25 protein-coding genes are annotated in these 26,259 nt (G+C 61.4%); 12 read left to right on the forward strand and 13 right to left on the reverse strand.

Annotation, left to right across the window (positions count from 1 at the left end; genetic code table 11):
• The first annotated feature begins 66 nt into the window (after positions 1-66).
• Both ACJ8HB_RS01055 and ACJ8HB_RS01060 read left to right on the forward strand, forming a co-directional pair.
• Complete coding sequence (locus tag ACJ8HB_RS01055; protein ID WP_047567950.1) at positions 67-1,626, forward strand: PTS transporter subunit EIIC; 1,560 nt, start codon at positions 67-69, stop codon at positions 1,624-1,626.
• 24 nt (positions 1,627-1,650) lie between these two features.
• The gene (locus tag ACJ8HB_RS01060; RefSeq protein WP_033646380.1) at positions 1,651-3,036 is read left to right on the forward strand and encodes a family 4 glycosyl hydrolase; all 1,386 of its coding nucleotides are present in this window, start codon (positions 1,651-1,653) and stop codon (positions 3,034-3,036) included.
• Between the two features lie 17 nt (positions 3,037-3,053).
• Here ACJ8HB_RS01060 and ACJ8HB_RS01065 read toward each other — a convergent pair whose 3' ends face one another.
• A complete protein-coding gene (locus ACJ8HB_RS01065) occupies positions 3,054-3,755 on the reverse strand; it encodes a MurR/RpiR family transcriptional regulator (protein WP_033638186.1) in 702 nt (233 codons plus the stop codon).
• Here ACJ8HB_RS01065 and ACJ8HB_RS01070 point away from each other — a divergent pair.
• Together ACJ8HB_RS01070 and potD are read left to right on the forward strand one after the other, a co-directional pair.
• Positions 3,745-4,062 carry a hypothetical protein gene (locus ACJ8HB_RS01070; protein ID WP_146042026.1) on the forward strand — a complete coding sequence of 106 codons (318 nt, stop codon included), beginning with the start codon at positions 3,745-3,747 and terminating at the stop codon, positions 4,060-4,062. The two genes, ACJ8HB_RS01065 and ACJ8HB_RS01070, sit on opposite strands and share 11 nt — an antisense overlap.
• On the forward strand, positions 3,992-5,035 hold the full coding sequence (gene potD / locus ACJ8HB_RS01075) for a spermidine/putrescine ABC transporter substrate-binding protein PotD (RefSeq protein ID WP_033638184.1): 1,044 nt from the start codon (positions 3,992-3,994) through the stop codon (positions 5,033-5,035). Before ACJ8HB_RS01070 ends, potD begins: the two co-directional genes overlap by 71 nt.
• 48 nt (positions 5,036-5,083) lie before the next feature.
• On the opposite strand, the gene cobB is transcribed toward potD, so the two are convergent.
• Genes cobB through lolC form a run of 5 tightly spaced genes read right to left on the reverse strand, consistent with a single transcriptional unit; the run spans position 5,084 to position 10,052 of the window.
• The gene (gene cobB / locus ACJ8HB_RS01080; protein ID WP_033638183.1) at positions 5,084-5,920 is read right to left on the reverse strand and encodes a Sir2 family NAD+-dependent deacetylase; all 837 of its coding nucleotides are present in this window, start codon (positions 5,918-5,920) and stop codon (positions 5,084-5,086) included.
• An 11-nt stretch (positions 5,921-5,931) separates the two neighbouring features.
• A complete protein-coding gene (gene nagK, locus ACJ8HB_RS01085; protein ID WP_041034741.1) occupies positions 5,932-6,852 on the reverse strand; it encodes an N-acetylglucosamine kinase in 921 nt (306 codons plus the stop codon).
• Between the two features lie 53 nt (positions 6,853-6,905).
• Positions 6,906-8,153: a lipoprotein-releasing ABC transporter permease subunit LolE gene (gene lolE / locus ACJ8HB_RS01090; protein ID WP_047567953.1), complete on the reverse strand. Its 1,248-nt coding sequence runs from the start codon at positions 8,151-8,153 to the stop codon at positions 6,906-6,908.
• Positions 8,153-8,857 carry a lipoprotein-releasing ABC transporter ATP-binding protein LolD gene (gene lolD / locus ACJ8HB_RS01095; protein WP_033638178.1) on the reverse strand — a complete coding sequence of 235 codons (705 nt, stop codon included), beginning with the start codon at positions 8,855-8,857 and terminating at the stop codon, positions 8,153-8,155. The genes lolE and lolD overlap by 1 nt, the downstream gene beginning before the upstream one ends.
• On the reverse strand, positions 8,850-10,052 hold the full coding sequence (gene lolC / locus ACJ8HB_RS01100) for a lipoprotein-releasing ABC transporter permease subunit LolC (protein WP_047567957.1): 1,203 nt from the start codon (positions 10,050-10,052) through the stop codon (positions 8,850-8,852). The genes lolD and lolC overlap by 8 nt, the downstream gene beginning before the upstream one ends.
• A 38-nt stretch (positions 10,053-10,090) precedes the next feature.
• Between lolC and ACJ8HB_RS01105 the strand changes: the two genes are divergently transcribed.
• The 4 genes from ACJ8HB_RS01105 (at position 10,091) to dauA (ending at position 16,380) form a co-directional block, all read left to right on the forward strand.
• On the forward strand, positions 10,091-10,339 hold the full coding sequence (locus ACJ8HB_RS01105; RefSeq protein WP_047567959.1) for a hypothetical protein: 249 nt from the start codon (positions 10,091-10,093) through the stop codon (positions 10,337-10,339).
• A gap of 22 nt (positions 10,340-10,361) precedes the next feature.
• Entirely contained in the window at positions 10,362-13,835 is a 3,474-nt protein-coding gene (mfd, locus tag ACJ8HB_RS01110) for a transcription-repair coupling factor (RefSeq protein WP_047567961.1), read from the forward strand.
• Positions 13,836-13,973: 138 nt separating this feature from the next.
• Positions 13,974-14,459 carry a heme-degrading domain-containing protein gene (locus ACJ8HB_RS01115; protein WP_047567963.1) on the forward strand — a complete coding sequence of 162 codons (486 nt, stop codon included), beginning with the start codon at positions 13,974-13,976 and terminating at the stop codon, positions 14,457-14,459.
• 232 nt (positions 14,460-14,691) lie between these two features.
• Complete coding sequence (gene dauA, locus ACJ8HB_RS01120; RefSeq protein ID WP_047567965.1) at positions 14,692-16,380, forward strand: C4-dicarboxylic acid transporter DauA; 1,689 nt, start codon at positions 14,692-14,694, stop codon at positions 16,378-16,380.
• A 48-nt stretch (positions 16,381-16,428) separates the two neighbouring features.
• On the opposite strand, the gene kdsA is transcribed toward dauA, so the two are convergent.
• Genes kdsA through hemA form a run of 6 tightly spaced genes read right to left on the reverse strand, consistent with a single transcriptional unit; the run spans position 16,429 to position 21,803 of the window.
• Positions 16,429-17,283, reverse strand: coding sequence for a 3-deoxy-8-phosphooctulonate synthase (kdsA, locus tag ACJ8HB_RS01125; RefSeq protein WP_004941087.1), 855 nt, complete (start codon positions 17,281-17,283; stop codon positions 16,429-16,431).
• 58 nt (positions 17,284-17,341) lie between these two features.
• Positions 17,342-18,151: an invasion regulator SirB1 gene (gene sirB1, locus ACJ8HB_RS01130; RefSeq protein WP_033646388.1), complete on the reverse strand. Its 810-nt coding sequence runs from the start codon at positions 18,149-18,151 to the stop codon at positions 17,342-17,344.
• On the reverse strand, positions 18,148-18,549 hold the full coding sequence (locus ACJ8HB_RS01135) for a SirB2 family protein (protein ID WP_170913124.1): 402 nt from the start codon (positions 18,547-18,549) through the stop codon (positions 18,148-18,150). The genes sirB1 and ACJ8HB_RS01135 overlap by 4 nt, the downstream gene beginning before the upstream one ends.
• A 41-nt stretch (positions 18,550-18,590) precedes the next feature.
• Entirely contained in the window at positions 18,591-19,424 is an 834-nt protein-coding gene (prmC, locus tag ACJ8HB_RS01140; RefSeq protein WP_047567967.1) for a peptide chain release factor N(5)-glutamine methyltransferase, read from the reverse strand.
• Positions 19,424-20,509 (reverse strand): peptide chain release factor 1, encoded by a 1,086-nt coding sequence (prfA, locus tag ACJ8HB_RS01145; protein WP_033646391.1) that lies wholly within the window; start codon positions 20,507-20,509, stop codon positions 19,424-19,426. Before prfA ends, prmC begins: the two co-directional genes overlap by 1 nt.
• A 31-nt stretch (positions 20,510-20,540) precedes the next feature.
• Positions 20,541-21,803: a glutamyl-tRNA reductase gene (gene hemA, locus ACJ8HB_RS01150; RefSeq protein WP_033638164.1), complete on the reverse strand. Its 1,263-nt coding sequence runs from the start codon at positions 21,801-21,803 to the stop codon at positions 20,541-20,543.
• Between the two features lie 468 nt (positions 21,804-22,271).
• Here hemA and lolB point away from each other — a divergent pair, with 468 nt between their 5' ends.
• From lolB to prs, 3 genes are all read left to right on the forward strand, one after another.
• Positions 22,272-22,895 (forward strand): lipoprotein insertase outer membrane protein LolB, encoded by a 624-nt coding sequence (lolB, locus tag ACJ8HB_RS01155; protein ID WP_033638163.1) that lies wholly within the window; start codon positions 22,272-22,274, stop codon positions 22,893-22,895.
• Positions 22,892-23,758, forward strand: a complete 867-nt coding sequence (ispE, locus tag ACJ8HB_RS01160; RefSeq protein WP_060438775.1) for a 4-(cytidine 5'-diphospho)-2-C-methyl-D-erythritol kinase — start codon at positions 22,892-22,894, stop codon at positions 23,756-23,758. Before lolB ends, ispE begins: the two co-directional genes overlap by 4 nt.
• Before the next feature lie 174 nt (positions 23,759-23,932).
• Positions 23,933-24,880 carry a ribose-phosphate diphosphokinase gene (gene prs / locus ACJ8HB_RS01165; RefSeq protein ID WP_004941061.1) on the forward strand — a complete coding sequence of 316 codons (948 nt, stop codon included), beginning with the start codon at positions 23,933-23,935 and terminating at the stop codon, positions 24,878-24,880.
• 185 nt (positions 24,881-25,065) lie between these two features.
• On the opposite strand, the gene ychH is transcribed toward prs, so the two are convergent.
• Entirely contained in the window at positions 25,066-25,344 is a 279-nt protein-coding gene (gene ychH, locus ACJ8HB_RS01170) for a stress-induced protein YchH (RefSeq protein ID WP_025302491.1), read from the reverse strand.
• 301 nt (positions 25,345-25,645) lie between these two features.
• Between ychH and pth the strand changes: the two genes are divergently transcribed.
• A complete protein-coding gene (pth, locus tag ACJ8HB_RS01175; protein WP_094859792.1) occupies positions 25,646-26,236 on the forward strand; it encodes an aminoacyl-tRNA hydrolase in 591 nt (196 codons plus the stop codon).
• The last annotated feature ends 23 nt before the right edge of the window (positions 26,237-26,259 follow it).

Genomic DNA, 26,259 nt, shown 5'->3' on the forward strand with positions numbered 1-26,259 from the left:
TTTTCTCGCTTCCAGGGAGTTTATTCAGCAACGTCGTCATCCATTAAAATATAAAAAGGAACTGCCATGAAAGGTATTATCGATAATATCTTAAGCAAGCTGCAGCTTTTCTCCAAAGCCATGATGGGGCCGATATTTTTCCTGCCGGTGATCGGTCTGATTCTGGCGCTCAGTTCTATTCTCACCAATGCCACACTTATCAATGAACATTCCGCCGTGTTCTCTATCGGTAAAATGATCGGCGATACCTTCTGGCCGTTATTCGGCAATCTCGGGCTAATTTTCTGCATCGGCATCACCTACGGCCTGGCCAAAGACAAAAAAAGCGAAGCGGCGCTGGTTGCGGTGATGTGCTTTATCATGTTCCTCGGCGCCAATTCGTCTTATCTGCAACTCAGCGGCCACGTCGCGGCCAAGATCAACGGCGAATATTACGGTACCGGGCAGACGGAACTGCTGGGCTTTACCGTGGTGGATATGGGCATTTTCCTCGGTCTTATCCTCGGCGTCACCATCGCCTGGGTGCACAACCGCCTGTGCAACGTCGAACTCAACGGCGTGTTCTCGGTCTACGGCGGCGCCAAACTGGTACTGATCGCCATGACGCCGATCATCATGCTGTACGCCGTCGCCTTCAGCTACCTGTGGCCGGCCATCTCACAGGGCCTGATCGCGCTGACCGGCTTTATGAAAAGCTCCGGCTCGCTCGGGGTTTTCGTCTACGGCTTCTTCGAAAAATTCCTCATCCCCACCGGGCTGCACCACTTTATCTGGTCGCCGTTCCAGCTCACCAGCATCGGCGGTTCAATCGTGCAGGACGGCCAGACCGTCTCCGGCTCGCAGGCAATTTTCCTGGCCTATATGCGCGACCCGAGCATCTCGCCGCTGATGAACGAAGCGCTGCGCTTCTCGCAGCAAGGGATGGTGACCATCTTCGGCCTGTCGGGCGCGGCATTGGCTTTCTATCACACCGCCAAACCGGAAAAGAAAATGCTGGCCAAGGCGATTCTGATCCCGGCCATCACCACCTCGATCCTGGTCGGCATCACCGAGCCGATAGAGTTCACCTTCCTGTTTATCTCTCCGCTGCTGTGGGTGATCCACGCCGTGTTGACCGCGCTGTCGCAGGTGGCCTGCAACCTGTTCCAGGTGCGCCCCTGGGGCGCCAGCGGGCTGGTCGAGTTCCTGGCCTACAACCTGCCGCTGCCGGTCTCCCTCACCCGCTGGCCGCTGTATGTGGTCATCGGCCTGGTGCAGTTTGCGGTGTATTACCTGGTGTTCAAAACGCTGGTGCTGAAGCTCAATCTGAAGACGCCGGGCCGCGAAGATGATCAGGACGTCAAACTCTATTCCAAACAGGATTACCGGAACCGCAAAAATACCCCGGACGAACTGAGCGGCATCATTATTCGCGCGCTGGGCGGTAAGGAAAACATTATTTCCGTCGACAACTGCTTCACCCGGCTGCGGGTGGAATTAAAGGATATGGCGCGGGTAGATGAGGCCGCGTTGAAAAGCACCGGCGCCAAAGGCGTGGTGAAGAATCGCCGTGAAGTGCAGGTGATTTACGGCGTCACGGTCGGCAAGGTCAAAAATCAGGTAGAGAAATATTTAGCGGCACTCTAACGCTTTATTAATGGGAGATATCGAATGAAATTAACCGTTCTCGGCGGCGGCGGCGTGCGTTCCCCGTTCCTCGCCAAATCCATCGCCTATAACGCCCATCGCATCGGCATTACCGAAGTGGTGTTTATGGATACCGATGAGCGCCATCTGGCGATCTACGGCGCCCTCGCGCAGGGCGTATTCCAGCGCATTCGCGGCGACATTGCTTTCAGCCTCAGCAGCGATGCGCGCCAGGCGCTGCAAGGCGCCGACTACATCATCACCACCCTGCGCATCGGCGGCGAGGAAGGCCGCATCCATGACGAGCGCATCGCGCTCAATCACCAGTTGCTCGGGCAAGAAACCACCGGCGCCGGCGGCTTCGCCATGGCGATGCGTTCGATTCCAGCGATCCTCGACTATTGCCGCCTGATCGAGCAGCTTTCCTCGCCGGACGCGGTGTTGTTCAACTTCACCAATCCTTCCGGCATGGTGACCGAGGCGATCATCAAATCCGGCTTCCAGCGCCGGGTCTACGGCATCTGCGACGCCCCCAGCGAGTTCATCCGCGAACTGGCCGAGCTGCTGGACTGCCGCGAAGACCAGCTGAGCGTCGACTGCTTCGGCCTCAATCACCTTTCCTGGTTCCGCAATGCGCGCGTCAACGGCGAGCCGGTCACGGAACGGTTGCTGGCGGATCCGCGCCTGTATCGCGAAACCTGCATGAAATACTTCTCGCCGGAGCTGGTGGCGCTGTCGGACAACCTGATGCTCAACGAGTATCTCTACTATTACTACTACCGTGAGCAGGCGATCGCCGCCATCGTCGAGGGCGGCGAGACCCGCGGCGAACAAATCGCGGCGATCAACCGCCAAATGCTGTCGGCGTTGGGCGAGCTGGACATCCCCCGTCAGTTGGAGCATGCTTTCTCTGTCTATTTCAGCCATTACCTGCAGCGCGAAAATTCCTATATGCAGCGCGAGTCCAGCCAGGGCAAGGTGAAAACGCGTGAGATGCTGACGCTGCAACAGTTTATCGAACAGCCGGACAGCGGCGGCTATGCCGGGGTGGCGATCGATATTCTGGAGGCGGTCAACAGCGGCCGGCAAAAACGCGTGGTGGTATCGATGCAAAACCGCGACACGCTCGATTTTCTGCACCCGGAAGACGTGATCGAAATCAGCTGCGAATTGAGCAGCGCCGGCATTCAGCCGGTCAAAATGCGCGATATTCCCGACACCCAGAAGAACCTGATTTCGCAGGTGAAAGAGTACGAACGGCTGGCGGTGGCGGCGATCCTGACCGGTAACCGCCAGTTGGCCATCAAGGCGCTGATGGTGCACCCGCTGGTCAACTCCTACTCGCTGGCGAAAACGCTGGTGGAGGAGTACCTGCAGGCTCACCGTCAGTATGCCGGGCACTGGCGCTAAACGGCGCGGCGCGGCCGTCAGCGGCCGCGTCGTTCAAACCAGGCGGTGATCACATTCTCGAATCCCAACAGACAGTGGCCGAAAAACGGATTGGGATAGTAGATATCGTGATCGTATTTTTGCCGGTCCTCAAACAGAAAGGTCATGTCGGCCTGCTGCGCCAGCGGGCTGTCGCCGTCGCCGCAGAAGGCCGCCAACAGGATGCGGTTACGCTTCACCGCCTCGCTCCAGCTCAGCGCCGAGCCGCTGTTGCCCGACTTTGAAATCACGATCACCATATCGAAGCGAAAGCGCGTCTCACGGTCAAGAATGTCGAAATCCGGCCACAGCGACAGGTAACTGTCTACGCCCAGCGTCATAAACTTGTTGTACATATACTGCGCCACCAATTGCGAAAAACCGCTGCCGTGGATCAGGATTTTGCCGCTGTCGAGCAGATCGAGAAACTGCGCCGGCGGTGCCGCTGGCGTAGCGCGCTCCGCCTGATAGGCCGGCGCCATCGTCAGGTTGAATTTGATGAAATAGACCAGTTCGAGATAGCCGCGAAAGCCCAGCTTTTTAGCCAGCCGCACCAGCGTCGAGGGGGAACTGTAGCAGCGTGCGGACACCGCGCGGATGCCGTCGTCGATGCAGGCGTCCGGATTATCGAGAATGCAGTGCAAAATCGTCAGATCCGTCTTGCTGAGCTCCGCCTGGCTGAAGACCTGTTTGAAATTCATCGCCGCCCTCGTTTATTCGCCAAAATTATTGTTTCGCACGCGCTTCACCGCCTGTCCAGCGCGAGACAATCAAATTGTGATGCGCTTTAAGCCGCCAAACCCCTTGATTTGCCTGCGGGATAACCGCCTTTACCCACCCCGCCCCTCCCCCTATAATGGCCCCTTTCTGGGGTATGGCGCGGCCGAAAACGGCGGCTCATACGGGTTCGGCTCACTACTGCTGAAGGATACGCTGCATGAAAAAGTGGTCACATCTGCTCGCAGCCGGGATGATGGCGCTGAGTATCTGCTCTGCAAACGCCTCTGACGGCAAAACACTGTACTTCTATAACTGGACTGAATACGTCCCGCCGGGGCTACTGGAGCAGTTCACCAAGGAAACCGGCATCAAGGTGATTTATTCCACCTATGAATCCAACGAAAGCATGTACGCCAAGCTGAAGACCTATAAAGACGGCGCGTACGATCTGGTGGTGCCTTCCACGTACTTCATCGCCAAGATGAGCAAGGAAGGCATGCTGCAAAAAATCGACAAGAGCAAGCTCAGCCACTTCAAGGATCTCGATCCTACCCTGCTGAACAAGCCGTTCGATCCCAACAACGACTACTCCATCCCCTACATCTGGGGCGCTACCGCCATCGGCGTCAACAGCGACGAGCAGGATCCCTCTACCGTTACCGCCTGGGCCGATCTGTGGCAGCCGCAGTACAAGGGCCGCCTGCTGCTGACCGACGACGCGCGCGAAGTGTTCCAGATGGCGCTGCTCAAGCTGGGCTATTCCGGCAACACCACCGACCCGAAAGAGATCGAAGCCGCCTATCACGAACTGCAGAAATTGATGCCGAACGTGCTGGCCTTCAACTCCGACAACCCGGGCAACCCGTTTATGGAAGGGGAAGTCAACGTCGGTATGGTGTGGAACGGTTCGGCCTTCGTGGCGCGCCAGGCCGGCACGCCGCTGGAGATCGTCTGGCCGAAGGAAGGCGGGATCTTCTGGATGGACAGCCTGGCCATTCCGGCCAACGCGCGCAACGTCGAGGGGGCGCTGAAGCTGATAGACTTCCTGCTGCGGCCGGAAATCGCGGTGCAGGTGGCGGAAACCATCGGTTACCCGACGCCGAACCTGGCGGCGAAGAAACTGCTGTCGCCGGAGATCGCCAACGACAAGTCACTCTACCCGGACAAGGCGGTGATTGAGCACGGCGAGTGGCAAAACGACGTCGGCGACGCCAGCACGCTGTATGAAAGCTACTTCCAAAAGCTGAAAGCCGGGCGCTAATACGCCCCGCCATCCCATCAGGGCGCGCAGTGCGCCCTGATGCCTTTCTCAGGGCCTGTCGGCCCGCGCCACCTTGCCCACCAGGAACTTGTGCACAAAGCGCGGCACCACTTCGCTGGCCAGGCCATAGTGCTTCTCGTCGAACTGGCTCTCCACCTGGCTTGGCTCCAGGTTCAGCTCCATCGCGTAGGCGCCGCCCAGCCGCGCCTCATGCACGAAGCCGGCCGCCGGGTAGACATGGCCGGAGGTGCCGATGGCGACGAAGAAATCGGCCTTGCTCAGCGCCTGGTAAATGTCGTCCATGCCCAGCGGCATCTCGCCGAACCATACCACGTGCGGCCGCAGCGGCGCCGGGAACTGGCAGCAGTGGCAACGGTCGTCAACGCTGAGATCGCCGGGCCATTCGAACACCTGCCCCGACTGGGTGCAGCGCACCTTCAGCAGTTCGCCGTGCATGTGCAGCACCCGCTTGCTGCCGGCGCGCTCATGCAGGTTATCGATATTTTGCGTGACCAGCAGGAAGTTTTCCCCCAGCCACTCTTCCAGATCAGCCAGCGCGCGGTGCGCGGCGTTCGGGGCGATCTCCTCCGTCTGCAGCTGGCGGCGGCGTTCGTTGTAAAACGCCTGCACCAGCGCCGGATCGCGCTGAAAACCTTCCGGCGTGGCGACGTCCTCCACCCGGTGCTCTTCCCATAGCCCATCCGCGGCGCGGAAGGTGCGAATGCCCGACTCGGCCGAAATGCCGGCCCCGGTCAACACCACCACAAACGGCTTTTTCAGCTCGGCCGCCGCCATGGTGTCACGGTGAAAAATGCGTGAACGAAAGCGCTGATGCAGCACATGCTTACTCTTGCGAAACTGACACAGCCGATGGCGAGTGTGCATTAACTCTCTCCTTACTTTTCCCTGTTTACCAAATTGAGGAACGCTGCGCCGCGCACGCCGCCGGCGTCGCCATAGCGCGCCTTCTCGATGCGCGGCAGCCGGGCCACCCGCAGCAGGTGCGCCGGCAACCGCTGCGGCAACGCCTGGTAAATGGCGTCGAAGTTCGACAGCCCGCCGCCGATCACCACCAGGTGCGGATCCAGCACCGTCAGCAGGTTGCCCAGGCAGATCGCCAGCACGTCCATAAAGCGGTCGACGTGAGCCACCGCCTGCGCCTCACCCGCCTGATAATGCGCAATGATCTCGGTGGCGGGCAAGTGCCGGCCATAGAAATGGGCGTACATCCATTCGAAACCGCGGCCCGATATGTAATTTTCAATGCAACCCTGATGGCCGCACCCGCAGGCGACGCGAGGCACATCACGCCCCAAGACCTCGAGCGCGTCCACCGGCAGGCGCAAATGGCCGAACTCGCCGGCGATATAGTTGCGCCCAGGCACCGTCTTGCCGTCGACGATCAGCCCCCCGCCTACGCCGGTGCCGAGGATGATGCCCAGCACCGTCGGGTAGCGGCGAAACTCGTCGTCCCAGGCCTCCGACAGCGCAAAGCAGTTGGCGTCGTTGTCGACGCGCACCTCGCGCCCGATCAGCGCCGCCAGATCGCGCGGCAACGGCCGCCCCATCGCCGCCGGCACGTTGGCGGTAAACAGCGTGCCGTCATCGTCGTTGGGCAGGCCCGGAATGCCGATGCCGACGCTGCCGCGCCGGCCACAGAACGCATCCGCCTCGAGGGTCAGATCGCCCAGCGTGGCCAGCAGTTGCCGGTAGTCTTCACGCGGCGTCGGCACCCGTTTTTGCCAAATGCGCTGCAGGTTGTCGTCGAATACCCCCAGCTCAATCTTGGTGCCGCCCATATCGAAACCGTAGTACATAACCCATCCCCAGGCTAAAAAAACGGGGCGGCATCGCTGCCTCCCCGTAGGTTTTATTGTCCGCTGAGCACCCGCGCCGGATCGATGCGGCTGGCGCGCCTCGCCGGATACCAACTGGCCAACAGGCTCAGCACGATGGCGGTCGCCAGCACGATCAGCACATCCAGCCAGTGCAGCTCGGAAGGCAGAAAATCGATGAAGTAGATATCGCCCGACAGGAAGGAGTGGCCGACCAGTTTCTCGATGCCCCGGATAATGTTGGTCAGCTGCAGCGAGGCGATCACCCCGATCACCACGCCGCTCAGGCTGCCCAGCAGCCCGGCCAGCAGCCCGTACCAGATGAAGATGGCGCGGATAAAGCCGTCTTTGGCGCCCAGGGTGCGCAGCACCGCGATGTCGGCGCTTTTGTCTTTCACCGCCATCACCAGCGTGGAAACGATGTTGAAGCAGGCCACGCCGATCACCAGCACCATCGCCAGGTACATGATGGCGCGGATCATCTGGATATCGCGGTACATGTAGCCGTACTTGCCGATCCAGCTCTTGATGTAAATGTAGGCGTTGGTCACTTCGCCGGCGTCGCGCACCAGTTTGTTGGCGGCAAACACGTCGTTCATCTTGAGGGCGATACCCGTGACGCTGTCACCCATGTCGAGATACTGCTGCGCATCGGCCAGCGGCACCAGCGCCAGGCTGTGATCGAGCTGGCCGCTGAGCTGCAAAATGCCGGTCACGTGCAGACGGATGCGCTTCGGCTGCAGCAGCTTCATGTCCGGGTCGCTGTTGGGGATCATCACCGTCACATAGGCGCCTTGCTTCACGCCCAGCGCGTCGGCCACGCCCTTGCCGAGGATCACCTGCTGTTCGCCGGCCTTGAAGTTGGCCCAGGCATCACCCTGCACATACTGCGGCAGCGCGCTCAGCCGGCTCTCCTGCTGCGGATCCACGCCTTTGACTTCCACCGCGCGCAGCTGCGCGCCGTTCTCCATCAGGCCGGTAAAGTTGATGTACGGCGCGGCGGCCACAATGCCCGGCACCTTCTCCACCCGCTGCAGAATCGACGGCCAGCCGCTGAACGGCTGATTGACCGGCTCGAGCTCGCCGTGCGGCACCACCGCCAGAATGCGGTTTTTCAGCTCGCGCTCAAAGCCGTTCATCGCGCTCAGGCCGACGATCAACACCGCCACCCCCAGCGCGATGCCGATGGTGGAGATGACCGAAATCAGCGACACCATGCCGCCGCGTTTACGGCCGCGGCTGAAACGCAGGGCCGTCAGGAAGGACAGTGAGGCTCCCGCCATTACTCGGCCCCCATCAGGGTCAGCTGCGCCTGCAGGTGGCCGTCGGCCATTTCCAGCTGGCGGCTCAGGCGCTTGGCCAGTTGCAGATCGTGCGTCACCACCAGAAAAGCGGTGCCCTGACGCACGTTCAGCTCGCCCAGCAGATCGAAGATGCTGTCCGCGGTGCGTTTGTCCAGGTTGCCGGTCGGTTCGTCCGCCAGCACCAGCGCCGGATTATTGACCAGCGCGCGCGCGATCGCCACGCGCTGACGCTCGCCGCCGGAAAGCTCGGACGGGCGGTGCTTGCTGCGTTTTTCCAGCCCGACCGCCGCCAGCATCTCCCGCGCCTTCTCCTGCGCCTGCGCCGGCTTGGCGCCGCCGATCAGCAGCGGCATGGCGGCGTTTTCCAGCGCGGTGAAGTCCGGCAGCAGATGGTGAAACTGATAGATGAAGCCGAGCTGGCGGTTGCGCAGCTCGGCCTTGGCCGCCGAAGACATGGCGTTCAGCGATGCGCCCTTGAAGATCACCTCGCCGGAGGTCGGCGAGTCCAGTCCACCCAGCAGGTGCAACAGGGTGCTCTTGCCGGAACCCGAGCTGCCGACGATCGCCATCATCTCGCCCTGCTGCATGGCAAAGCTGACGTTGCGCAGCACGTCGGTGTGCAGATTGCCTTCCTGATAGGTCTTGCACAGGTTGTCACACTGCAGCAAAAGATGGTTACTCATAACGTAAAGCCTCAGCGGGTTGTACGGCGGCAGCGCGCCATGAAGGATAAAGCGTGGACAACAGGGAAACCGCCATCGCCACCACGGCGATGATCGTCACCTGCAGCGGATCGACCGCCACCGGCAGCGAAGCGCCGTCGATCAGGGCGCCGAGGATCGGCATCAGGTTATTCAGGTTGGTGGCCAGCAGCACGCCGAGCAGCGTGCCGAGCAGCGAGCCGATGATGCCGGCGCTGGCGCCCTGCACCATAAACACCGACATGATCTGGCGGCGGGTCAGCCCCTGGGTCTGCAGAATGGCGACCTCGCCCTGCTTCTCCATCACCAGCAGGCCGAGCGAGGTAATGATGTTAAACGCCGCCACCGCCACGATCAGGCTGAGCAACAGCCCCATCATGTTCTTCTCCATGCGCACCGCCTGGAACAGCTCGCCCTTGCGATCGCGCCAGTCTTTCCAGATCGTGCCCGCCGGCAACGGCTGTTGGCTGAGGGTATCGACCGCCAGCGGCTGTTGCAGGAACAGGCGCCAGCCGGTGATGTTGCCGGCCGGGTAGCGCATCAGGCGCGAAGCGTCCTGTTGGTTGACCAGCAGCTGATAGCCGTCCACCTCGCTGTTGGCATGGAAGGTGCCGATGAGGGTGAACAGGCGCTGGCTGGGAATGCGGCCCATCGGCGTGAACTGGCTGGCGCTCGGCACCATCACGCGCAGCGAATCGCCGCGTTTGACGCCGAGTTGCCCCGCCAGCTGTTCGCCGATGATGATGTTGTATTGGCCCGGCTGCAGCTGCTGCTGCTTGACGTTGACCAGATACGGGGTCAGCGGATCGGCCTCGTCGGGATTGACGCCGAGCATCACCCCGACCGCCACGCTGCGGGCGCTTTGCAGCACCACGTCACCGGTGGTCAGCGGCGCAACGCGCGTGACGCCCTGCAGCTTCTGCACCTCGGAGGCCGGCAGCTGCTGCGGGTTGACCGATCCTTGCGGGCTGGTGATCAACGCCTGCGGCATCAGGCCGAGGATGTTGTTCTCCAGATCCTTTTCGAATCCGTTCATCACCGACAGCACGGTGACCAACGCCATCACCCCCAGCGTAATGCCGATGGTGGAAAGCCAGGAAACAAACCGCCCGAAGCGGTCTGAGGCTCGCCCGCGCATGTAGCGCAGGCCAATGAATAACGCGACAGGTTGATACATGAAATCCGTTTGATAGCCGTGGCTTAAGCAAAGTGATCATGGATGATAAAGGCTCTCCCTCGTTTAGGGAACACCCGACGGCCTTTTATTGCGTGGCGCAGAGGAGAACGGCGGCGGCAGATGAGCGCAATATTGCCCCGTTGCCGCAAAAAGCCGACGGCGTCAACCGGTTAAATAATCGGCAAAAAAGCGATGAGCAGCGCTTTTTGCTGTGTCAGTTTGCCGGCCGCTGGGCTACTATAAACAGCATAAAGGCGCTGGGTTATCCGTGCCGGAACGCCCTCTAACACATTGATTAAAGATACCTGAATGAGCACTTCCGATAGCCGTAACCGTTCCTCATCCCCTCGTTATTCTCTGCCCGATCGCGCAGGCGATCTGCGCCAGCTGGGGCAACTGACCGGCGCGGCCTGCGCCGTGGAGTGCGCCGAGATCGTCGAACGTCACCCTGGCCCGGTGATGCTGATCGCGCCGGACATGCAAAACGCCCTGCGGCTGCGCGACGAGATCCAGCAGTTCACCGACCAGATGGTGACCACGCTGTCCGACTGGGAAACCCTGCCGTATGACAGCTTCTCGCCGCATCAGGAAATCATCTCGGATCGTTTGTCGAGCCTGTATCATCTGCCGACCATGGCGCGCGGCGTGATCATTTTGCCGGTCAATACCCTGATGCAGCGCGTCTGCCCGCACGAGTTCCTGCACGGCCACGCGCTGGTGATGAAGAAAGGCCAGCGCCTGTCGCGCGACAAGCTGCGCGCGCAGCTGGAACAGGCCGGCTATCGCAGCGTCGATCAGGTGATGGAACACGGCGAATTCGCCACCCGCGGCGCGCTGCTCGATCTTTACCCGATGGGCAGCGATGAGCCTTACCGCATCGACTTTTTCGATGACGAAATCGACAGCCTGCGCATCTTCGACGTCGATACCCAGCGCACGCTGAGCGAAGTCGAGGCCATCAATCTGTTGCCGGCCCACGAGTTCCCCACCGACAAGAACGCCATCGAGCTGTTCCGCAGCCAGTGGCGCGAGCAGTTTGAGGTGCGCCGCGACGCCGAACACATCTATCAGCAGGTCAGCAAAAGCGCCTGGCCGGCCGGCATCGAATACTGGCAGCCGCTGTTCTTCAGCCAGCCGCTGCCGTCGCTGTTCAGCTACCTGCCGGCCAACACGCTGATCGTCAATACCGGCGATCTGGAGGGCGCCGCCGAGCGCTTCTGGCAAGACGTCAACCAGCGTTACGAAAGCCGCCGCGTCGATCCGATGCGCCCGCTGCTGGCGCCGGATACGCTGTGGCTGCGCGTCGACGCGCTGTTCGGCGAGCTGAAGGCCTGGCCGCGCATCGCGCTGAAAACCGATGAGCTGCCGGCCAAGGCCGGCAATACCAATCTGGACTACCATGCCCTGCCCGATCTGGCGGTGCAGGCGCAGCATAAATCCCCGCTGGATAACCTGCGGCGCTTTATCGAAGGCTTCGACGGCAGCGTAATTTTCTCCGTCGAGAGCGAGGGGCGGCGTGAAACGCTGCAGGATCTGCTCGGCCGCATCAAGCTGGCGCCGGCGCTGATTCAACGCCTCGATCAGACGGAAACGGCGGGCCGTTACATGATGGTCGGCGCCGCGGAACACGGCTTCCTCGACGGCCTGCGCCGGCGGGCGCTGATCTGCGAAAGCGATCTGCTCGGCGAGCGCGTCAGCCGCCGCCGGCAGGACAACCGGCGCACCATCAACACCGATACCCTGATCCGCAACCTGGCGGAGCTGCATCCCGGCCAGCCGGTGGTGCACCTGGAGCACGGCGTCGGCCGCTACGTCGGCCTGACCACGCTGGAGGCCGGCGGCATCAAGGCCGAATACCTTATCCTCTCCTACGCCGGTGAGGACAAGCTGTACGTGCCGGTTTCTTCGCTGCATCTGATCAGCCGCTACGCCGGCGGCGCGGACGAAAACGCCCCGCTGCACAAACTGGGCGGCGACGCCTGGACGCGCGCGCGGCAGAAAGCGGCCGAGCGGGTGCGCGACGTGGCGGCGGAGCTGCTGGATATCTACGCCCAGCGCGCCGCCAAGGCCGGTTTCGCCTTCAAACACAACCGCGAACAGTATCAGCTGTTCTGCCAGAGCTTCCCGTTCGAAACCACGCCGGATCAGGAACAGGCGATCAATGCCGTATTGAGCGACATGTGTCAGCCGCTGGCGATGGATCGCCTGGTGTGCGGCGACGTCGGCTTCGGCAAAACCGAAGTGGCGATGCGCGCCGCCTTCCTGGCGGTGGAAAACGGCAAGCAGGTGGCGGTGCTGGTGCCGACCACCCTGCTGGCGCAGCAACACTTCGACAACTTCCGCGATCGCTTCGCCACCTGGCCGATCCGCATCGAGATGATGTCGCGCTTCCGCAGCGCCAAAGAGCAGCAGCAGGTGCTGGACGACGCGGCAGAAGGCAAGGTGGACATCATCATCGGCACCCACAAGCTGTTGCAGAGCGATCTGCGCTGGAAAGACCTGGGGCTGCTGATCGTCGATGAAGAACACCGCTTCGGCGTGCGCCATAAAGAACGTATCAAGGCGATGCGCGCCGACGTCGATATCCTGACGCTGACCGCCACGCCGATCCCGCGCACCCTGAACATGGCGATGAGCGGCATGCGCGATCTGTCGATCATCGCCACCCCGCCGGCGCGCCGCTTGGCGGTGAAGACCTTCGTGCGCGAATACGACAGCCTGGTGGTGCGCGAGGCGATCCTGCGCGAAGTGCTGCGCGGCGGCCAGGTTTACTACCTCTACAACGACGTCGAAAACATCGAGAAAGCGGCGCAGCGCCTGGCGGAGCTGGTGCCGGAAGCGCGCATCGCCATCGGCCACGGCCAGATGCGCGAGCGCGATCTGGAACGGGTGATGAACGATTTCCACCACCAGCGCTTCAACGTGCTGGTGTGCACCACCATCATCGAAACCGGCATCGATATTCCCAGCGCCAACACCATCATCATCGAGCGCGCCGATCGCTTCGGCCTGGCGCAGCTGCACCAGCTGCGCGGCCGCGTCGGGCGCTCGCACCACCAGGCTTACGCCTATCTGCTGACGCCAAACCCGAAAGCCATGGGCACCGACGCCCATAAACGGCTCGAGGCCATCGCGTCGCTGGAAGATCTCGGCGCCGGTTTCGCGCTGGCGACCCACGATCTGGAGATCCGCGGCGCCGGCGAACTGCTGGGCGAAGACCAGAGCGGCCAGATGACCACCGTCGGCTTCTCGCTCTACATGGAGCTGCTGGAAAGCGCCGTCGATGCGTTGAAAAATGGCCGCGAACCGTCGCTGGAAGATCTCACCAGCAGCCAGACCGAGGTGGAACTGCGCATGCCGGCGCTGCTGCCGGAAGATTTCATTCCCGACGTCAATACCCGCCTGTCGCTGTACAAGCGCATCGCCAGCGCGAAGAGCGACGGCGAGCTGGATGAGCTGAAAGTCGAGCTGATCGACCGCTTCGGTCAGTTGCCGGACGCGGCGCGCAACCTGTTGCAGTGCGCGGCGCTGCGCCTGCATGCGCAGAAGCTGGGCATCAAACGCATCGAGAGCAACGAGCGCGGCGGCTTTATCGAGTTCGGCGACAACAACCGCGTCGATCCCGGTTATCTGATCGGCCTGTTGCAAGGCAATCCGCAGGTTTACCGCCTGGACGGCCCGAGCAAGCTGAAGTTCACGCTCGATCTGGCCGATCGCCAAAAACGCCTGACGTTCACCGAAGAGCTGCTGGACGCCTTCCGCGAACACACGCTGGCGGCCTGAGGCCACGCGCCCCGCTCGCCGGGGCGCACACTCCCATCCCCGGCTGCGGCCGGGCGGTTCTATCTTATCGCCAAGCCTTCTATCCCTCCCCAGACGCTTCAGGCTACTCTGTGCCCTGTGTTATCGGGGGAGAACCGCATGAATATCGACGATGAACTGCAGGCGCTCAGCGAACAGGAAGCGACGCTGGCCTTTACCCATTTTGACGCCGCCACCGCCTGGGAACTGGGCGCGGCGCTGAAAACCGCCGCCGAGCGGCGCGGCCTGAGCATCGCCATCGAGATCCAACTGGCCGGGCAAACGCTGTTTTATTACGCCATGCCGGGCGCCACGCCGGACATTGCCGACTGGGTGCGGCGCAAGCGCAATCTGGTGAATCATTTTCACAAAAGCTCTTACGCCATCGGCCTGCGCCTGCAGCAGCGGCAAACGTCGCTGGAGGAACGCTACGGGCTGAGCGTGCGCGACTATTCGGTGCACGGCGGCGCCTTCCCGCTCACCCTGACCGGCCTCGGCTGCGTCGGCAGCATCAGCATTTCCGGCGCGCCGCAGAAGGAAGATCACCAGCTGCTGGTAAGCACTTTAGCCCACTTTCTCGGCTTATCCCTTCCCGCGCTCCACTAGCCGTTAAAACCTTGATTATTCCTTTCCTTTTCAGCCGCAGAATCTGCGGCTGACTTATCTGTTATCGGCATTTAGCCCCAAACAAAAGGGCGACTCTCTGATTTCCTGCGCCAAATTGACACAGGTCTGGTAATCCGCTGAGCAAAAGGCGTATGGTATCTGTCACGTGACAAGACGGACCTCATCGGGCCCGCCATTCCTTTCACTTTTGAAGATTTGGTACGCACCGTAGATGAAAACGCATGAAATAAACAAAATTCGCCCCTTCAGCGCGCTGATAGACGCCTGCTGGCGGGAACCTTATAGCCTGGCGCGGTTGCTGAAAGACGCTATCGCCGGGGTGACGGTCGGCATTATCGCCATCCCGCTGGCGATGGCGCTGGCGATCGCCAGCGGCGTGCCGCCGCAGTACGGCCTGTATACCGCCGCCATCGCCGGCATCGTCATCGCCGTCAGCGGCGGTTCGCGCTACAGCGTCTCCGGCCCCACCGCCGCCTTCGTGGTGATCCTGTATCCGGTTTCGCAGCAGTTCGGATTGGCCGGCCTGCTGGTCGCCACGCTGATCTCCGGAGTATTTCTGCTGCTGATGGGGCTGGCGCGCCTGGGCCGGCTGATCGAGTACATTCCGCTGCCGGTGACGCTCGGCTTTACCTCCGGCATCGCCATCACCATCGCCACCATGCAGATCAAGGACTTCTTCGGCCTGCAGCTGGCGCACACGCCGGAAAATTACGTCGGCAAACTGCACGCCCTGTTGCAGGCGCTGCCGACGCTGGATTTCGGCGATACCCTGATCGGCGCGGTGACGCTCCTGATCCTGATCTTCTGGCCCAAGCTCGGCCTGCGGGTGCCTGGCCACCTACCGGCGCTGCTGGCGGGCACCGCGCTAATGGGGCTGCTGGCGCTGTTTGATCACCCGGTGGTGACCATCGGCTCGCGCTTCAGCTACCTGCTGGCCGACGGCAGCAGCGGACAGGGCATCCCGCCGATCCTGCCGCAGTTGCTGCTGCCCTGGGATCTGCCGGGCGGCGGCGGGCAGCCGTTCACCCTGAGCTGGCAAACCGTTTCCGCCCTATTGCCAGCGGCGTTTTCGATGGCGATGCTCGGCGCGATCGAATCGCTGCTGTGCGCGGTGGTGCTCGACGGCATGACCGGCAAGAAGCACAACTCGAACAGCGAACTGATCGGCCAGGGCGCGGGCAACATCATCGCGCCGTTCTTCGGCGGCATTACCGCCACCGCCGCGATTGCCCGTTCGGCGGCCAACGTGCGCGCCGGCGCCACCTCGCCGGTGTCCGCCATCATCCACGCGCTGCTGGTGCTGCTGGCGCTGCTGGTATTGGCGCCGTGGCTCTCTTACCTGCCGCTGGCGGCGATGGCGGCGCTGCTGCTGATGGTCGCCTGGAACATGAGCGAGGCGCACAAGGTGGTTTACCTGCTGCGCCGGGCGCCGAAGGACGACATTCTGGTGCTGCTGCTGTGCATGTCGCTGACGGTGCTGTTCGATATGGTGATCGCCATTACCGTGGGCATCGTGCTGGCGTCGCTGCTGTTTATGCGCCGTATCGCCCGTATGACAAAGCTGAGTGAGCTGAGCGCCGACCACGGCCGCCTGGTGCTGCGGGTGAATGGCCCGCTGTTCTTCGCCGCCGCCGAGCGCATCTTTACCGAACTGCTGGCGCGCAGCGAAGGCTACCGCACGATCGTGCTGCAGTGGGATGCGGTGCCGGTGCTCGACGCCGGCGGCCTGAGCGCCCTGCGGCGCTTTATCGACGAGTTGCCGGCGGACAAAAAGCTGGTGATCACCGACGTGCCGTTCCAGCCGCTGAAAACCCTGGCGCGCGCGCGGGTGCAACCGATCGAGGGCCGCCTGCAGTTCTACCCGACGCTGCCGGAAGCGCTGGCGGCCACCGGCGCCTAAACGTAAAAAAGCCCGACGAGTCGGGCTTTTTTTTATGGCGACGAGCGCTTAGTTGCTGGTATCCAGCTCCGGGAAGCTCTTCACCAGGTCGTCGATGGCTTTCATCTGCGCCAGGAACGGCTCCAGCTTGTCCAGCGGCAGCGCGGACGGGCCGTCGCACTTGGCGTTGTTCGGATCCGGGTGCGCTTCGAGGAACAGGCCGGCCAGGCCGACCGCCATGCCGGCGCGCGCCAGCTCGGCCACCTGAGCGCGACGGCCGCCGGACGCGGCGCCGAACGGATCGCGGGTCTGCAGCGCGTGGGTCACGTCGAAGATCACCGGATGGCCGCCGGTCACGTTTTTCATCACGTTGATGCCCAGCATGTCGACCACCAGGTTGTCATAGCCAAAGTTGCTGCCGCGATCGCACAGGATCACCTGGTCGTTGCCGCCCTCTTTGAACTTGTCGACGATATTGCCCATCTGCCCCGGGCTGACGAACTGCGGCTTCTTGACGTTGATCACCGCGCCGGTTTTCGCCATCGCTTCCACCAGATCGGTCTGGCGCGCCAGGAAGGCCGGCAGCTGGATCACGTCAACCACTTCGGAAACCGGCTGCGCCTGCGCCGCTTCATGCACGTCGGTGATGATTTTCACGCCGAAGGTTTTTTTCAGCTCTTCGAAGATCTTCATCCCTTCTTCCAGGCCCGGACCGCGGTACGAGTGGATGGAAGAGCGGTTGGCCTTGTCGAAAGAGGCCTTGAATACGTAAGGAATGCCCAGTTTTTGCGTCACGGTGACGTAGTGTTCGCAGATGCTCATCGCCAGATCGCGCGATTCCAGCACGTTCATACCGCCAAACAGCACAAACGGCAGATCGTTTGCTACGTCGATATCGCCAATGCTAACCACTTTCTGTTTCATGCTTTCGCCTTTGTTAAGGTTGTAACCGTCGCCTTGCACACTGCGCGGAGTCATTGAATTAATGCAGCGTCACCTGTTTCGGCTCAATCGAATGGATCTGCACTTTGATCACTTCGCTGACCGGGTCTTCAGGACACTGCTCGACAAAATAGTTGAGATCGGAAATCGCGATATGGTTGCACTCCAGCTGGGCGTAAATCAGCCCGCGGTCGCGGATCTCGTACGGATCTTCCGGATCGAAGCACAGCACCGTTTCGCTGGTGCGCAGCGCCATTTCCAGCTGTTTTTCCTCCATCAGGGCGGCCTTCAGCGTATCGAGCATCTTGCGCACCACCATGATGTTCTCCGACTCGTCGAGGTCGTCGTCTTCCAGCTCGGCGCCCAGCCCCAGGTTGCCCTTGATCCACACTTCCAGCTGGTGTTCGCTCAGGGTTTCGCCGTTCAGCGGGTTGATCAGCCACAGCTCCTCGTCCAGCCAGTCGGCGCGCAGGATCAGCTGAGTGGGGAAAATCACCGGCAGCAGCGGCAGATCCAGCGCGTTGGCGATGTGCAGGAAAATGGTGCCCAGCGAGACCGGCGTGCCCTGCCGCCCTTCCAGCACCTTGTCCAGCCAGATGGCGTCCGACAGGCGGTACACGCCGCTGGCGCCACCGAAGCCCCAGGTCTTGTAAAACAGCTCGATGAGCGCATCCAGTTGCTGCTCCTGAGTGATATCGGCCGGCACCGCCGCGCGCGCTTCGTCTACCAGCTGTTGCAGCTTTCGCTCCACGTCGGCAGCCGGGAAATCGCGCCGCACCGACTGCGACACCAGGATCACCCCTTCGCTCAGCGGCGAGGCGTTAAATTCAAAATCAGCAATGCTACTCATAGGTATCCCATCAGAAACGGTATTTTCGTCGTGGCAAGTTTAATTATCAGGTACAGGCAGCCCAACGCCAGCACGAACGCCACGGTTCGCAGCCGCTGACTTTTGGTCTTCTTGCCCAATGCGACGTAGCCAAGCAGGATATAGATAATAACGCCAAACAGCTTCTCGGTCAGCCATGAGTCCATACCCAGCAGCGGATAAAACCCGAACGTCACCACCAGCGCGATGCCGCTGACGAACAGCAGCGTGTCGTTCAGGTGCGGCGCTACCTTGACCCAGCGGCGGCCCATGATCGGCGAGCGGCGCCACTGCCAGTAGAAACGCAGCACAAACAAGGTAATACTGATGGCGACCGTCAGCAAATGGAAATGTTTCAACGCGGTGTATGCAGTCATGATGCTCCCTTAAATGGCCCGGGCGTCGTTATTATGAGGGGCGCTTATCCCGGCCATTGGCCGAGCGTCACGCGGTCGTTGTCGCCGTAATCACGGTGGGTGGCGACAGCGGAAAATCCGGCGGCCTGCAGCAGCGCGCGCACGCTCTCGCCCTGCTGCCAGCCATGTTCCAACAGCAGCCAACCCTGGGGCTGCAAATGGTGCGGCGCCTGGCCCACGATGGCGGCCAGATCCGCCAGCCCATGATCGGCGGCGACCAGCGCACTGCCCGGCTCGAAGCGCACGTCACCCTGCGACAAATGCGGATCGGCGGCATCGATATAGGGCGGATTGCTGGCGATCAGCGCGAAGCGTTGCCCCGCCACCGGCGCAAACCAGCTGCCCTGTAGAAATCGGACGTTGTCGATATTCAGCTTGCGCGCATTGTGCTGCGCCAGCGCGACCGCCTCCGGCTGCACATCGACGCCGATTGCCGAACAATCCGGGCGCTCGCTGGCCAGCGCCAGCGCGATGGCGCCGGTGCCGGTGCCAAGATCGAGGAAATGGCAGGGTTGCGGCGGCAGGCGCGCCAGCGCCAGTTCCACCAGGCATTCGGTATCCGGGCGTGGGATCAGCGTTGCGGGCGAAACCGACAGCGGCAGCGACCAAAACTCGCGCTCGCCCACCAGATAGGCCACCGGCTCACCGCGTTCGCGGCGCGCCAGCAGCGTCTCCAGTTGCTGTTGCTGCGGCGGCGTCAGCAGGGTTTCCCCGAACGCCATCAGGAAAGTTCTGGCCTTGCCGGTCACGAAACCCAACAGGATTTCCGCGTCGCGCCGGGCGCTGTCGCTGTGGGTCAAACGCGCGGCGGCGGCTTTCAGCCAGTGTTGATAGTCCATCACTCTTGCTCGGCGGACAGCGCAGCCAGCTGGTCGGCCTGATACTCCTGCACGATCGGCTGGATCAGCATGTCCAGTTTGCCTTCCATCACCTCGTCCAGACGGTAGAGCGTCAGGTTGATGCGGTGGTCGGTCACCCGCCCCTGCGGGAAGTTGTAGGTGCGGTTACGGTCGGAACGATCGCCGCTGCCCAGCAGGTTGCGGCGAGTGGACGCCTCGGCCTGCTGGCGCTTGGCCATCTCGGCGGCGCGAATGCGCGCGCCCAGCACCGACATCGCCTTGGCTTTGTTTTTGTGCTGTGAACGTTCGTCCTGGCACTCCACCACGATGCCGGTTGGCAGGTGGGTGATGCGGATCGCCGAGTCGGTGGTGTTAACGTGCTGGCCGCCGGCGCCGGAGGAGCGGAAGGTGTCGATTTTCAGATCGCCCGGGTTGATGTCCGGCAGCTCGGCTTCCGGCACTTCAGGCATCACCGCCACGGTGCAGGCGGAGGTGTGGATGCGCCCCTGGGATTCGGTTTCCGGCACGCGCTGCACGCGGTGGCCGCCGGATTCAAACTTCAGCTGGCCGTACACGCCGTCGCCGGAGACTTTGGCGATCACTTCCTTGAAGCCGCCGTGTTCGCCTTCGTTGGCGCTCATCACCTCGACGCGCCAGCGGCGGCCTTCGGCGTAACGACTGTACATGCGGAACAGATCGCCGGCGAAGATCGCCGCCTCATCGCCGCCGGTGCCGGCGCGCACCTCGAGGAAGCAGCTGCGCTCATCGTCCGGATCTTTCGGCAGCAGCAAGACCTGCAGCTGCTGCTCCAGCTCTTCGCTGGCCGCCCGCGCCTGTTTCAGCTCTTCCTGCGCCATCTCGCGCATCTCCGGATCGTCCAGCATCATTTCCGCCGTCTCCAGATCCTCCTGCACCTGACGCCATTCCAGGAAGCAGCGGCTGACGTCGGTCAGCTGCGCGTATTCTCGCGACAGCGCGCGGAACCGGTCTTGGTCGGCGATGACGCCGGCATCGCCGAGCAGCGCCTGCACTTCTTCATGGCGCTCTTGTAACGCTTCCAGTTTGGCAACAATAGAAGGCTTCATGCGTGGTAATAAACCCTGTTAATAGAGAAAACTAATGCTGATCCAGCCCGAGGCTGTCGCGTAATAACTGCAACCGCTCCACGTCGCCGTCGCCGGCGGCCTGCTGGAGGGATTTGGTGGGGGCATGAATAAGACGGTTGGTCAGTTTATGGGCCAGCTCGTGTATCACCTGCTCCACGTTGGCGCCCTGCGCGATGGCGGCCAGCGCTTTGGCTTCCATCTCTGCGCGAATTTGGTCGGCCTGCGAACGGTAGTCGCGGATGGTTTCCACCGCGCCCTGCGAGCGCAGCCAGGCCATGAAGTTGGTGCTTTCCTGCTGCACGATCGATTCCGCCTGCACCGCCGCCGCTTTGCGCTGCGCCAGGTTGCTTTGAATGATGGCGTGCAGATCGTCCACGCTGTACAGATAGGCGTTGGCCAATTTGCCGACCTCCGGCTCGATGTCGCGCGGTACGGCGATATCCACCAGCAGCATCGGCTGGTTGCGGCGCGCCTTCAGCGCGCGCTCCACCATCCCCTTGCCGATGATCGGCAGCGGGCTGGCGGTGGAACTGATGATGATGTCGGCGTCCGCCAGACGTTCGTCGATCTCAGGCAGGGTGATCACCTCCGCGCCGACCTCGTCCGCCAGCAGCTGCGCGCGCTCGCGGGTGCGGTTGGCGATGATCATGTGCCGCACTTTATGCTCGCGCAGGTGGCGCGCCACCAGCTCGATGGTTTCGCCGGCGCCCACCAGCAAGACGTTGAGATCGGCCAGCGATTCGAAGATCTGGCGCGCCAGCGTACAGGCGGCGAACGCCACGGAGACCGCGCTGGCGCCGATGTCGGTTTCGGTGCGCACGCGCTTGGCGACAGAGAAGGATTTCTGGAACAGACGCTCCAGCTCACCGGACAGCGACTGGCCGCGTTGCGACTCGGCGAAGGCCTTTTTCACCTGGCCGAGGATCTGCGGTTCGCCCAGTACCAATGAGTCCAACCCGCTGGCCACCCGCATCAGATGGCTGACCGCGTCGTTGCCCTGATGCCAGTACAGGCTTTTCTTCACCTCTTCCGGACGCAGGTTGTGATAGGCGCACAGCCAGGCGACCAGTTGCTCGTGCATGTGTTCCTGCTGCTCTACGCTGAGGTACAGCTCGGTGCGGTTGCAGGTGGACAACACGACGCCGCCCTGCACCAACGGTTGTTGGAGCAAGCTGGTCAGCGCCTCATCGATGGACTCTGGCGAGAAGGTCACCCTTTCACGCAGAGAAACCGGAGCGGTTTTGTGATTTATACCTAACGCCAGCAGGGTCATTGCTTCGAGTAATACTTATCTTGGTACGGGTTCTCGTTGAACGGCATTCTACTTGATGCGCGGGATCAATAAAAGTAACAACCGCATCTTCCGTTCAATCGCTGTCATAGATGACATCAATTAATGAATAAGCAATAAATACAGCAGGATAAATAGTCATGAGGTAGGTCGATTGCTTAAATTTTAGCGCAGTTTGCGATAACGCGCACGCTATTCGGCGTACACAACGGCGGCGTTTGCGCAACGAAGGCACCGCTTATCGGGCGCGCCTCCCCCGCCTTCAGGCGATTGTGTTACGCTTAATGGCGACCCCGACGCGCGTGCCGGGTTGGCATTGCGCCGGTAAAAGCGGCAAGATTCAACGCGATGCAGCAAAAAATTGACGCGCCGCCGCCGCCCCGTTAGCGTGAGCGCTGAATCCGGGTTTCGTCGCGCATGCCCGCAAGGACAAAAGGACAAGAGAAAGTTATGCCAATACGCAAAGTTAGTTTGCTCCGTCTGATCCCGCTGGCCAGCCTGGTGCTGGCCGCCTGTACCACCACCAAGCCGACCGGCCCGGCCACCAGCCCGACATCACCGCAGTGGCGCGCCCATGAGCAGGCGGTGCAGCAGCTCAGCACCTATCAGACCCGCGGCTCCTTCGCCTACTTGTCTGATCAGAAAAAAGTCTACGCCCGCTTCTTCTGGCAGCAGTTCTCGCCGGAGCGCTACCGCCTGCTGCTGACCAACCCGCTCGGCAGCACGGAAATGGATCTCAACGTGCAGAAAAACGTGGTGCAGCTGACCGACAACCAGGGCAAACGCTACGTCAGCGACAATCCGGAAGAGATGATCCGCAAGCTGACCGGCATGGCAATCCCGCTGAACAACCTGCGCCAGTGGATGCTCGGCCTGCCGGGCGAAGCCGGCGATTTTGCGCTGGATGACCAATATCGCCTGAGCAAGCTGACCTACCAGCAAGGCGGCCAGACTTGGAAAGTGGATTACCAGGGCTACAGCAACGAGGTGCAGCCGACGCTGCCGAACCGTCTGGAGCTGCAGCAGGGCGACCAGCGCATCAAGCTGAAAATGGATAACTGGACGCTCAAATGATCCGCCAGTGGCCCTCCCCCGCGAAACTCAACCTGTTTCTGTACGTCACCGGCCGTCGTGAAGACGGCTATCACCTGCTGCAGACGCTGTTCCAGTTTTTGGACTACGGCGACACCCTGACCATTGACCCGCGCCAGGACGATCGCATTCATCTGCTGACGCCGGTCGACGGCGTGCCGGACGAGCAGAACCTGATCGTGCGCGCCGCCCGCCTGCTGCAGCGCTATTGCGATGAACGCGGCCTGCAGACCGCACCGCGCGGCGCCGACATCAGCATCGACAAGCGCCTGCCGATGGGCGGCGGTTTGGGCGGCGGCTCCTCCAACGCCGCCACCGTGCTGGTGGCGCTGAACGAACTGTGGCGCTGCGGTCTTGGCGACGACCAATTGGCCGAGCTGGGGCTCAGCCTCGGCGCCGACGTGCCGGTGTTCGTGCGCGGCCACGCCGCCTTCGCCGAAGGCATCGGCGAGCGCCTGCAGCCGGCCGAGCCGCAGGAAAAGTGGTATCTGGTGGCGCATCCCGGCGTCGGCATCCCGACGCCGGTTATCTTCGGCGACCCCGAATTGAAAAGAGACACCCCGGTTCGCTCCTTAAGTGAGCTGTTGCAGGCACCGTACGCAAATGATTGCGAACCGATCGCAAGAAAACGTTTTCGCGAGGTTGAACAGCTTCTTTCATGGCTGTTAGAATACGCCCCGTCACGCCTGACTGGCACAGGTGCTTGTGTGTTTGCTGAATTCGACACAGAAATCGCCGCCCGTCAGGTGTTAAATCAAGCCCCGGAGTGGTTGTGTGGTTTTGTAGCGCGCGGCGTTAACGTCTCCCCACTACATCGCATTCGTTCCGGGCGGTTTGAGTCGTAGCTCAACGTTTCGCTGCGCAGGGTCATGCACACCTGGCCCTGTTATCCCTGCGCTGCCTGCGGTCTCAATTTTAGTTTTACATACCCGTATGTATATTGCGCCGGCGTCGCCGACTGCCCCTTGGCGATGTCGTATGACAATATCTTCTCTGGACGCAAGCCTGAGGTTCTTCTCGTGCCTGATATGAAGCTTTTTGCTGGTAACGCCACCCCGGAACTAGCACAACGTATTGCCAACCGTTTGTACACCAGCCTTGGTGACGCCGCTGTAGGTCGTTTTAGCGACGGCGAAGTGAGCGTGCAAATCAACGAAAATGTACGCGGCGGTGATATTTTCATCATCCAGTCCACCTGTGCCCCGACCAACGACAACCTGATGGAACTGGTTGTGATGGTCGACGCCCTGCGTCGCGCCTCCGCAGGTCGTATTACCGCCGTTATCCCTTACTTCGGCTATGCCCGCCAGGATCGCCGCGTGCGTTCCGCGCGTGTGCCGATCACCGCCAAGGTGGTTGCCGATTTCCTCTCCAGCGTAGGGGTTGACCGCGTTCTGACGGTGGATCTGCATGCTGAGCAGATTCAAGGCTTCTTCGACGTTCCGGTAGACAACGTGTTCGGCAGCCCGATCCTGCTGGAAGACATGCTGCAGCAGAACCTGGAAAACCCGATCGTGGTTTCCCCGGACATCGGCGGCGTAGTGCGTGCCCGCGCCATCGCCAAACTGCTGAACGACACCGACATGGCCATCATCGACAAACGCCGCCCGCGCGCGAACGTTTCTCAGGTGATGCACATCATCGGTGACGTGGCAGGCCGCGACTGCGTGCTGGTCGACGACATGATCGACACCGGCGGTACCTTGTGCAAAGCGGCTGAAGCGTTGAAAGAACGCGGTGCCAAGCGCGTATTCGCCTACGCGACGCACCCGATCTTCTCCGGCAACGCCGTGGACAACATCAAGAACTCGGTGATTGATGAAGTGATCGTCTGCGACACCATTCCGCTGTCGCCGGAAATCAAGGCACTGAAAAACGTTCGCACTCTGACCCTGTCCGGCATGCTGGCTGAAGCCATCCGCCGCATCAGCAACGAAGAGTCGATCTCTGCAATGTTCGAGCATTGATTCGTCGTCTTTCCGGTGCGGCGCCCACCGCGCCGGAAAGATAGCGTGCCCGACAGCAGAAAAAGAAAAACCCGTTGGTGCGTAAGCAACAACGGGTTTTCTACTCGTAGTCCAACATGACCTCAAACCTTAATGCACGGCAGATTTTCCCTTGCCCTGCTCTCGCTTCCCTTCTGATTTTTTAATCAATGCGACGAACGATGTTGGTCGTTACGGCACCGTTTATCAAAGTGTTTTACCCACCAGTAGCGATCCGCCACCTGCTCGCGGCCGCCGATACGCGCGCCCACCAGCCACAACAGCGCGCCGACGAAGATACTCATGATGGCGCCGTGGGCGAAAAATTGCGGTAAATTGAACTGGGATACTTCAGCAATAATGGAGTATCCGACACCGCCGATCATCACGACCAGCCCCAGCCCCATAAAAAAGTTGCCCATTCTGTCCGCGCTTCTACGTTTCATATGCCACCTCCATGATTGCCATGTGCCAACCGGGATAACGCTGCAACTTGTTAACCCACTTTGATAAGTTAAGTATAGTCCTTGTTGCGGCAAGGGGATTGCGGAGGCGATCACAAATGGTAAAGAATTATTGACACTTCTTAACGCGCCGCTGAAAATTAGCGGACAAATTGAATTATTCAGCTAATGAATCATTCGTCTTTCTTACCTAAGGCGACGGCGGGGATCGGATTTTGTCATTCGCCGCCCCGGCAGGTAGACTAAGGCCCTTTCCATTACCCTGATCATAGTGAATCTCCCAGTGAGCAGTATTAAATTGATAGTCGGCCTGGCCAACCCGGGCGCGGAATACGCCCAGACGCGCCACAACGCCGGCGCCTGGTACGTCGATCTGCTGGCCCAGCGCCACAATCAGCAGCTGAAAGAAGAGAGCAAGTTCTTCGGCTACACCGCCCGCTTGAACCTGGCGGGCAACGACGTGCGCCTGCTGGTGCCGACCACCTTCATGAACCTGAGCGGCAAAGCGGTGCTGGCGATGGCCAACTTCTACCGCATCGAACTGAACGAGATCCTGGTGGCGCACGACGAGCTGGATCTGCCGCCCGGCGTGGCCAAAATCAAGCTCGGCGGCGGCAACGGCGGCCACAACGGCCTGAAGGACATCCAAAACAAGTTCGGCAACAACCCGAACTTCTATCGCCTGCGCATCGGCATCGGCCATCCGGGCGACAAGAACAAGGTGGTGGGCTTCGTGCTCGGCAAGCCGCCGGCCAGCGAGCAGAAGATGATCGACGAAGCGATCGACGAGTCGCTGCGCTGCACCGAGATGCTGATGAAGGACGGGCTGGAAAAAACCGTTCAGCGCCTGCACAGCTTCAAGGCGCAGGCCTGAACCTTGCCGCAGCGGGCGCCCTG

Origin of the sequence: Serratia sp. CY27727, from assembly GCF_052169275.1 — a bacterium.
GTDB lineage: Bacteria > Pseudomonadota > Gammaproteobacteria > Enterobacterales > Enterobacteriaceae > Serratia > Serratia sarumanii.

Coding starts and splice junctions, on each gene's coding strand:
- ACJ8HB_RS01055 (WP_047567950.1), top strand. CDS start 67: ATGAAAGGTATTATCGATAATATCTTAAGCAAGCTGCAGCTTTTCTCC.
- ACJ8HB_RS01060 (WP_033646380.1), top strand. CDS start 1,651: ATGAAATTAACCGTTCTCGGCGGCGGCGGCGTGCGTTCCCCGTTCCTC.
- ACJ8HB_RS01065 (WP_033638186.1), bottom strand. CDS start 3,755: ATGAATTTCAAACAGGTCTTCAGCCAGGCGGAGCTCAGCAAGACGGAT.
- potD (WP_033638184.1), top strand. CDS start 3,992: ATGAAAAAGTGGTCACATCTGCTCGCAGCCGGGATGATGGCGCTGAGT.
- cobB (WP_033638183.1), bottom strand. CDS start 5,920: ATGCACACTCGCCATCGGCTGTGTCAGTTTCGCAAGAGTAAGCATGTG.
- nagK (WP_041034741.1), bottom strand. CDS start 6,852: ATGTACTACGGTTTCGATATGGGCGGCACCAAGATTGAGCTGGGGGTA.
- lolE (WP_047567953.1), bottom strand. CDS start 8,153: ATGGCGGGAGCCTCACTGTCCTTCCTGACGGCCCTGCGTTTCAGCCGC.
- lolD (WP_033638178.1), bottom strand. CDS start 8,857: ATGAGTAACCATCTTTTGCTGCAGTGTGACAACCTGTGCAAGACCTAT.
- lolC (WP_047567957.1), bottom strand. CDS start 10,052: ATGTATCAACCTGTCGCGTTATTCATTGGCCTGCGCTACATGCGCGGG.
- ACJ8HB_RS01105 (WP_047567959.1), top strand. CDS start 10,091: ATGGATGATAAAGGCTCTCCCTCGTTTAGGGAACACCCGACGGCCTTT.
- mfd (WP_047567961.1), top strand. CDS start 10,362: ATGAGCACTTCCGATAGCCGTAACCGTTCCTCATCCCCTCGTTATTCT.
- ACJ8HB_RS01115 (WP_047567963.1), top strand. CDS start 13,974: ATGAATATCGACGATGAACTGCAGGCGCTCAGCGAACAGGAAGCGACG.
- dauA (WP_047567965.1), top strand. CDS start 14,692: ATGAAAACGCATGAAATAAACAAAATTCGCCCCTTCAGCGCGCTGATA.
- kdsA (WP_004941087.1), bottom strand. CDS start 17,283: ATGAAACAGAAAGTGGTTAGCATTGGCGATATCGACGTAGCAAACGAT.
- sirB1 (WP_033646388.1), bottom strand. CDS start 18,151: ATGAGTAGCATTGCTGATTTTGAATTTAACGCCTCGCCGCTGAGCGAA.
- prmC (WP_047567967.1), bottom strand. CDS start 19,424: ATGGACTATCAACACTGGCTGAAAGCCGCCGCCGCGCGTTTGACCCAC.
- prfA (WP_033646391.1), bottom strand. CDS start 20,509: ATGAAGCCTTCTATTGTTGCCAAACTGGAAGCGTTACAAGAGCGCCAT.
- hemA (WP_033638164.1), bottom strand. CDS start 21,803: ATGACCCTGCTGGCGTTAGGTATAAATCACAAAACCGCTCCGGTTTCT.
- lolB (WP_033638163.1), top strand. CDS start 22,272: ATGCCAATACGCAAAGTTAGTTTGCTCCGTCTGATCCCGCTGGCCAGC.
- ispE (WP_060438775.1), top strand. CDS start 22,892: ATGATCCGCCAGTGGCCCTCCCCCGCGAAACTCAACCTGTTTCTGTAC.
- ychH (WP_025302491.1), bottom strand. CDS start 25,344: ATGAAACGTAGAAGCGCGGACAGAATGGGCAACTTTTTTATGGGGCTG.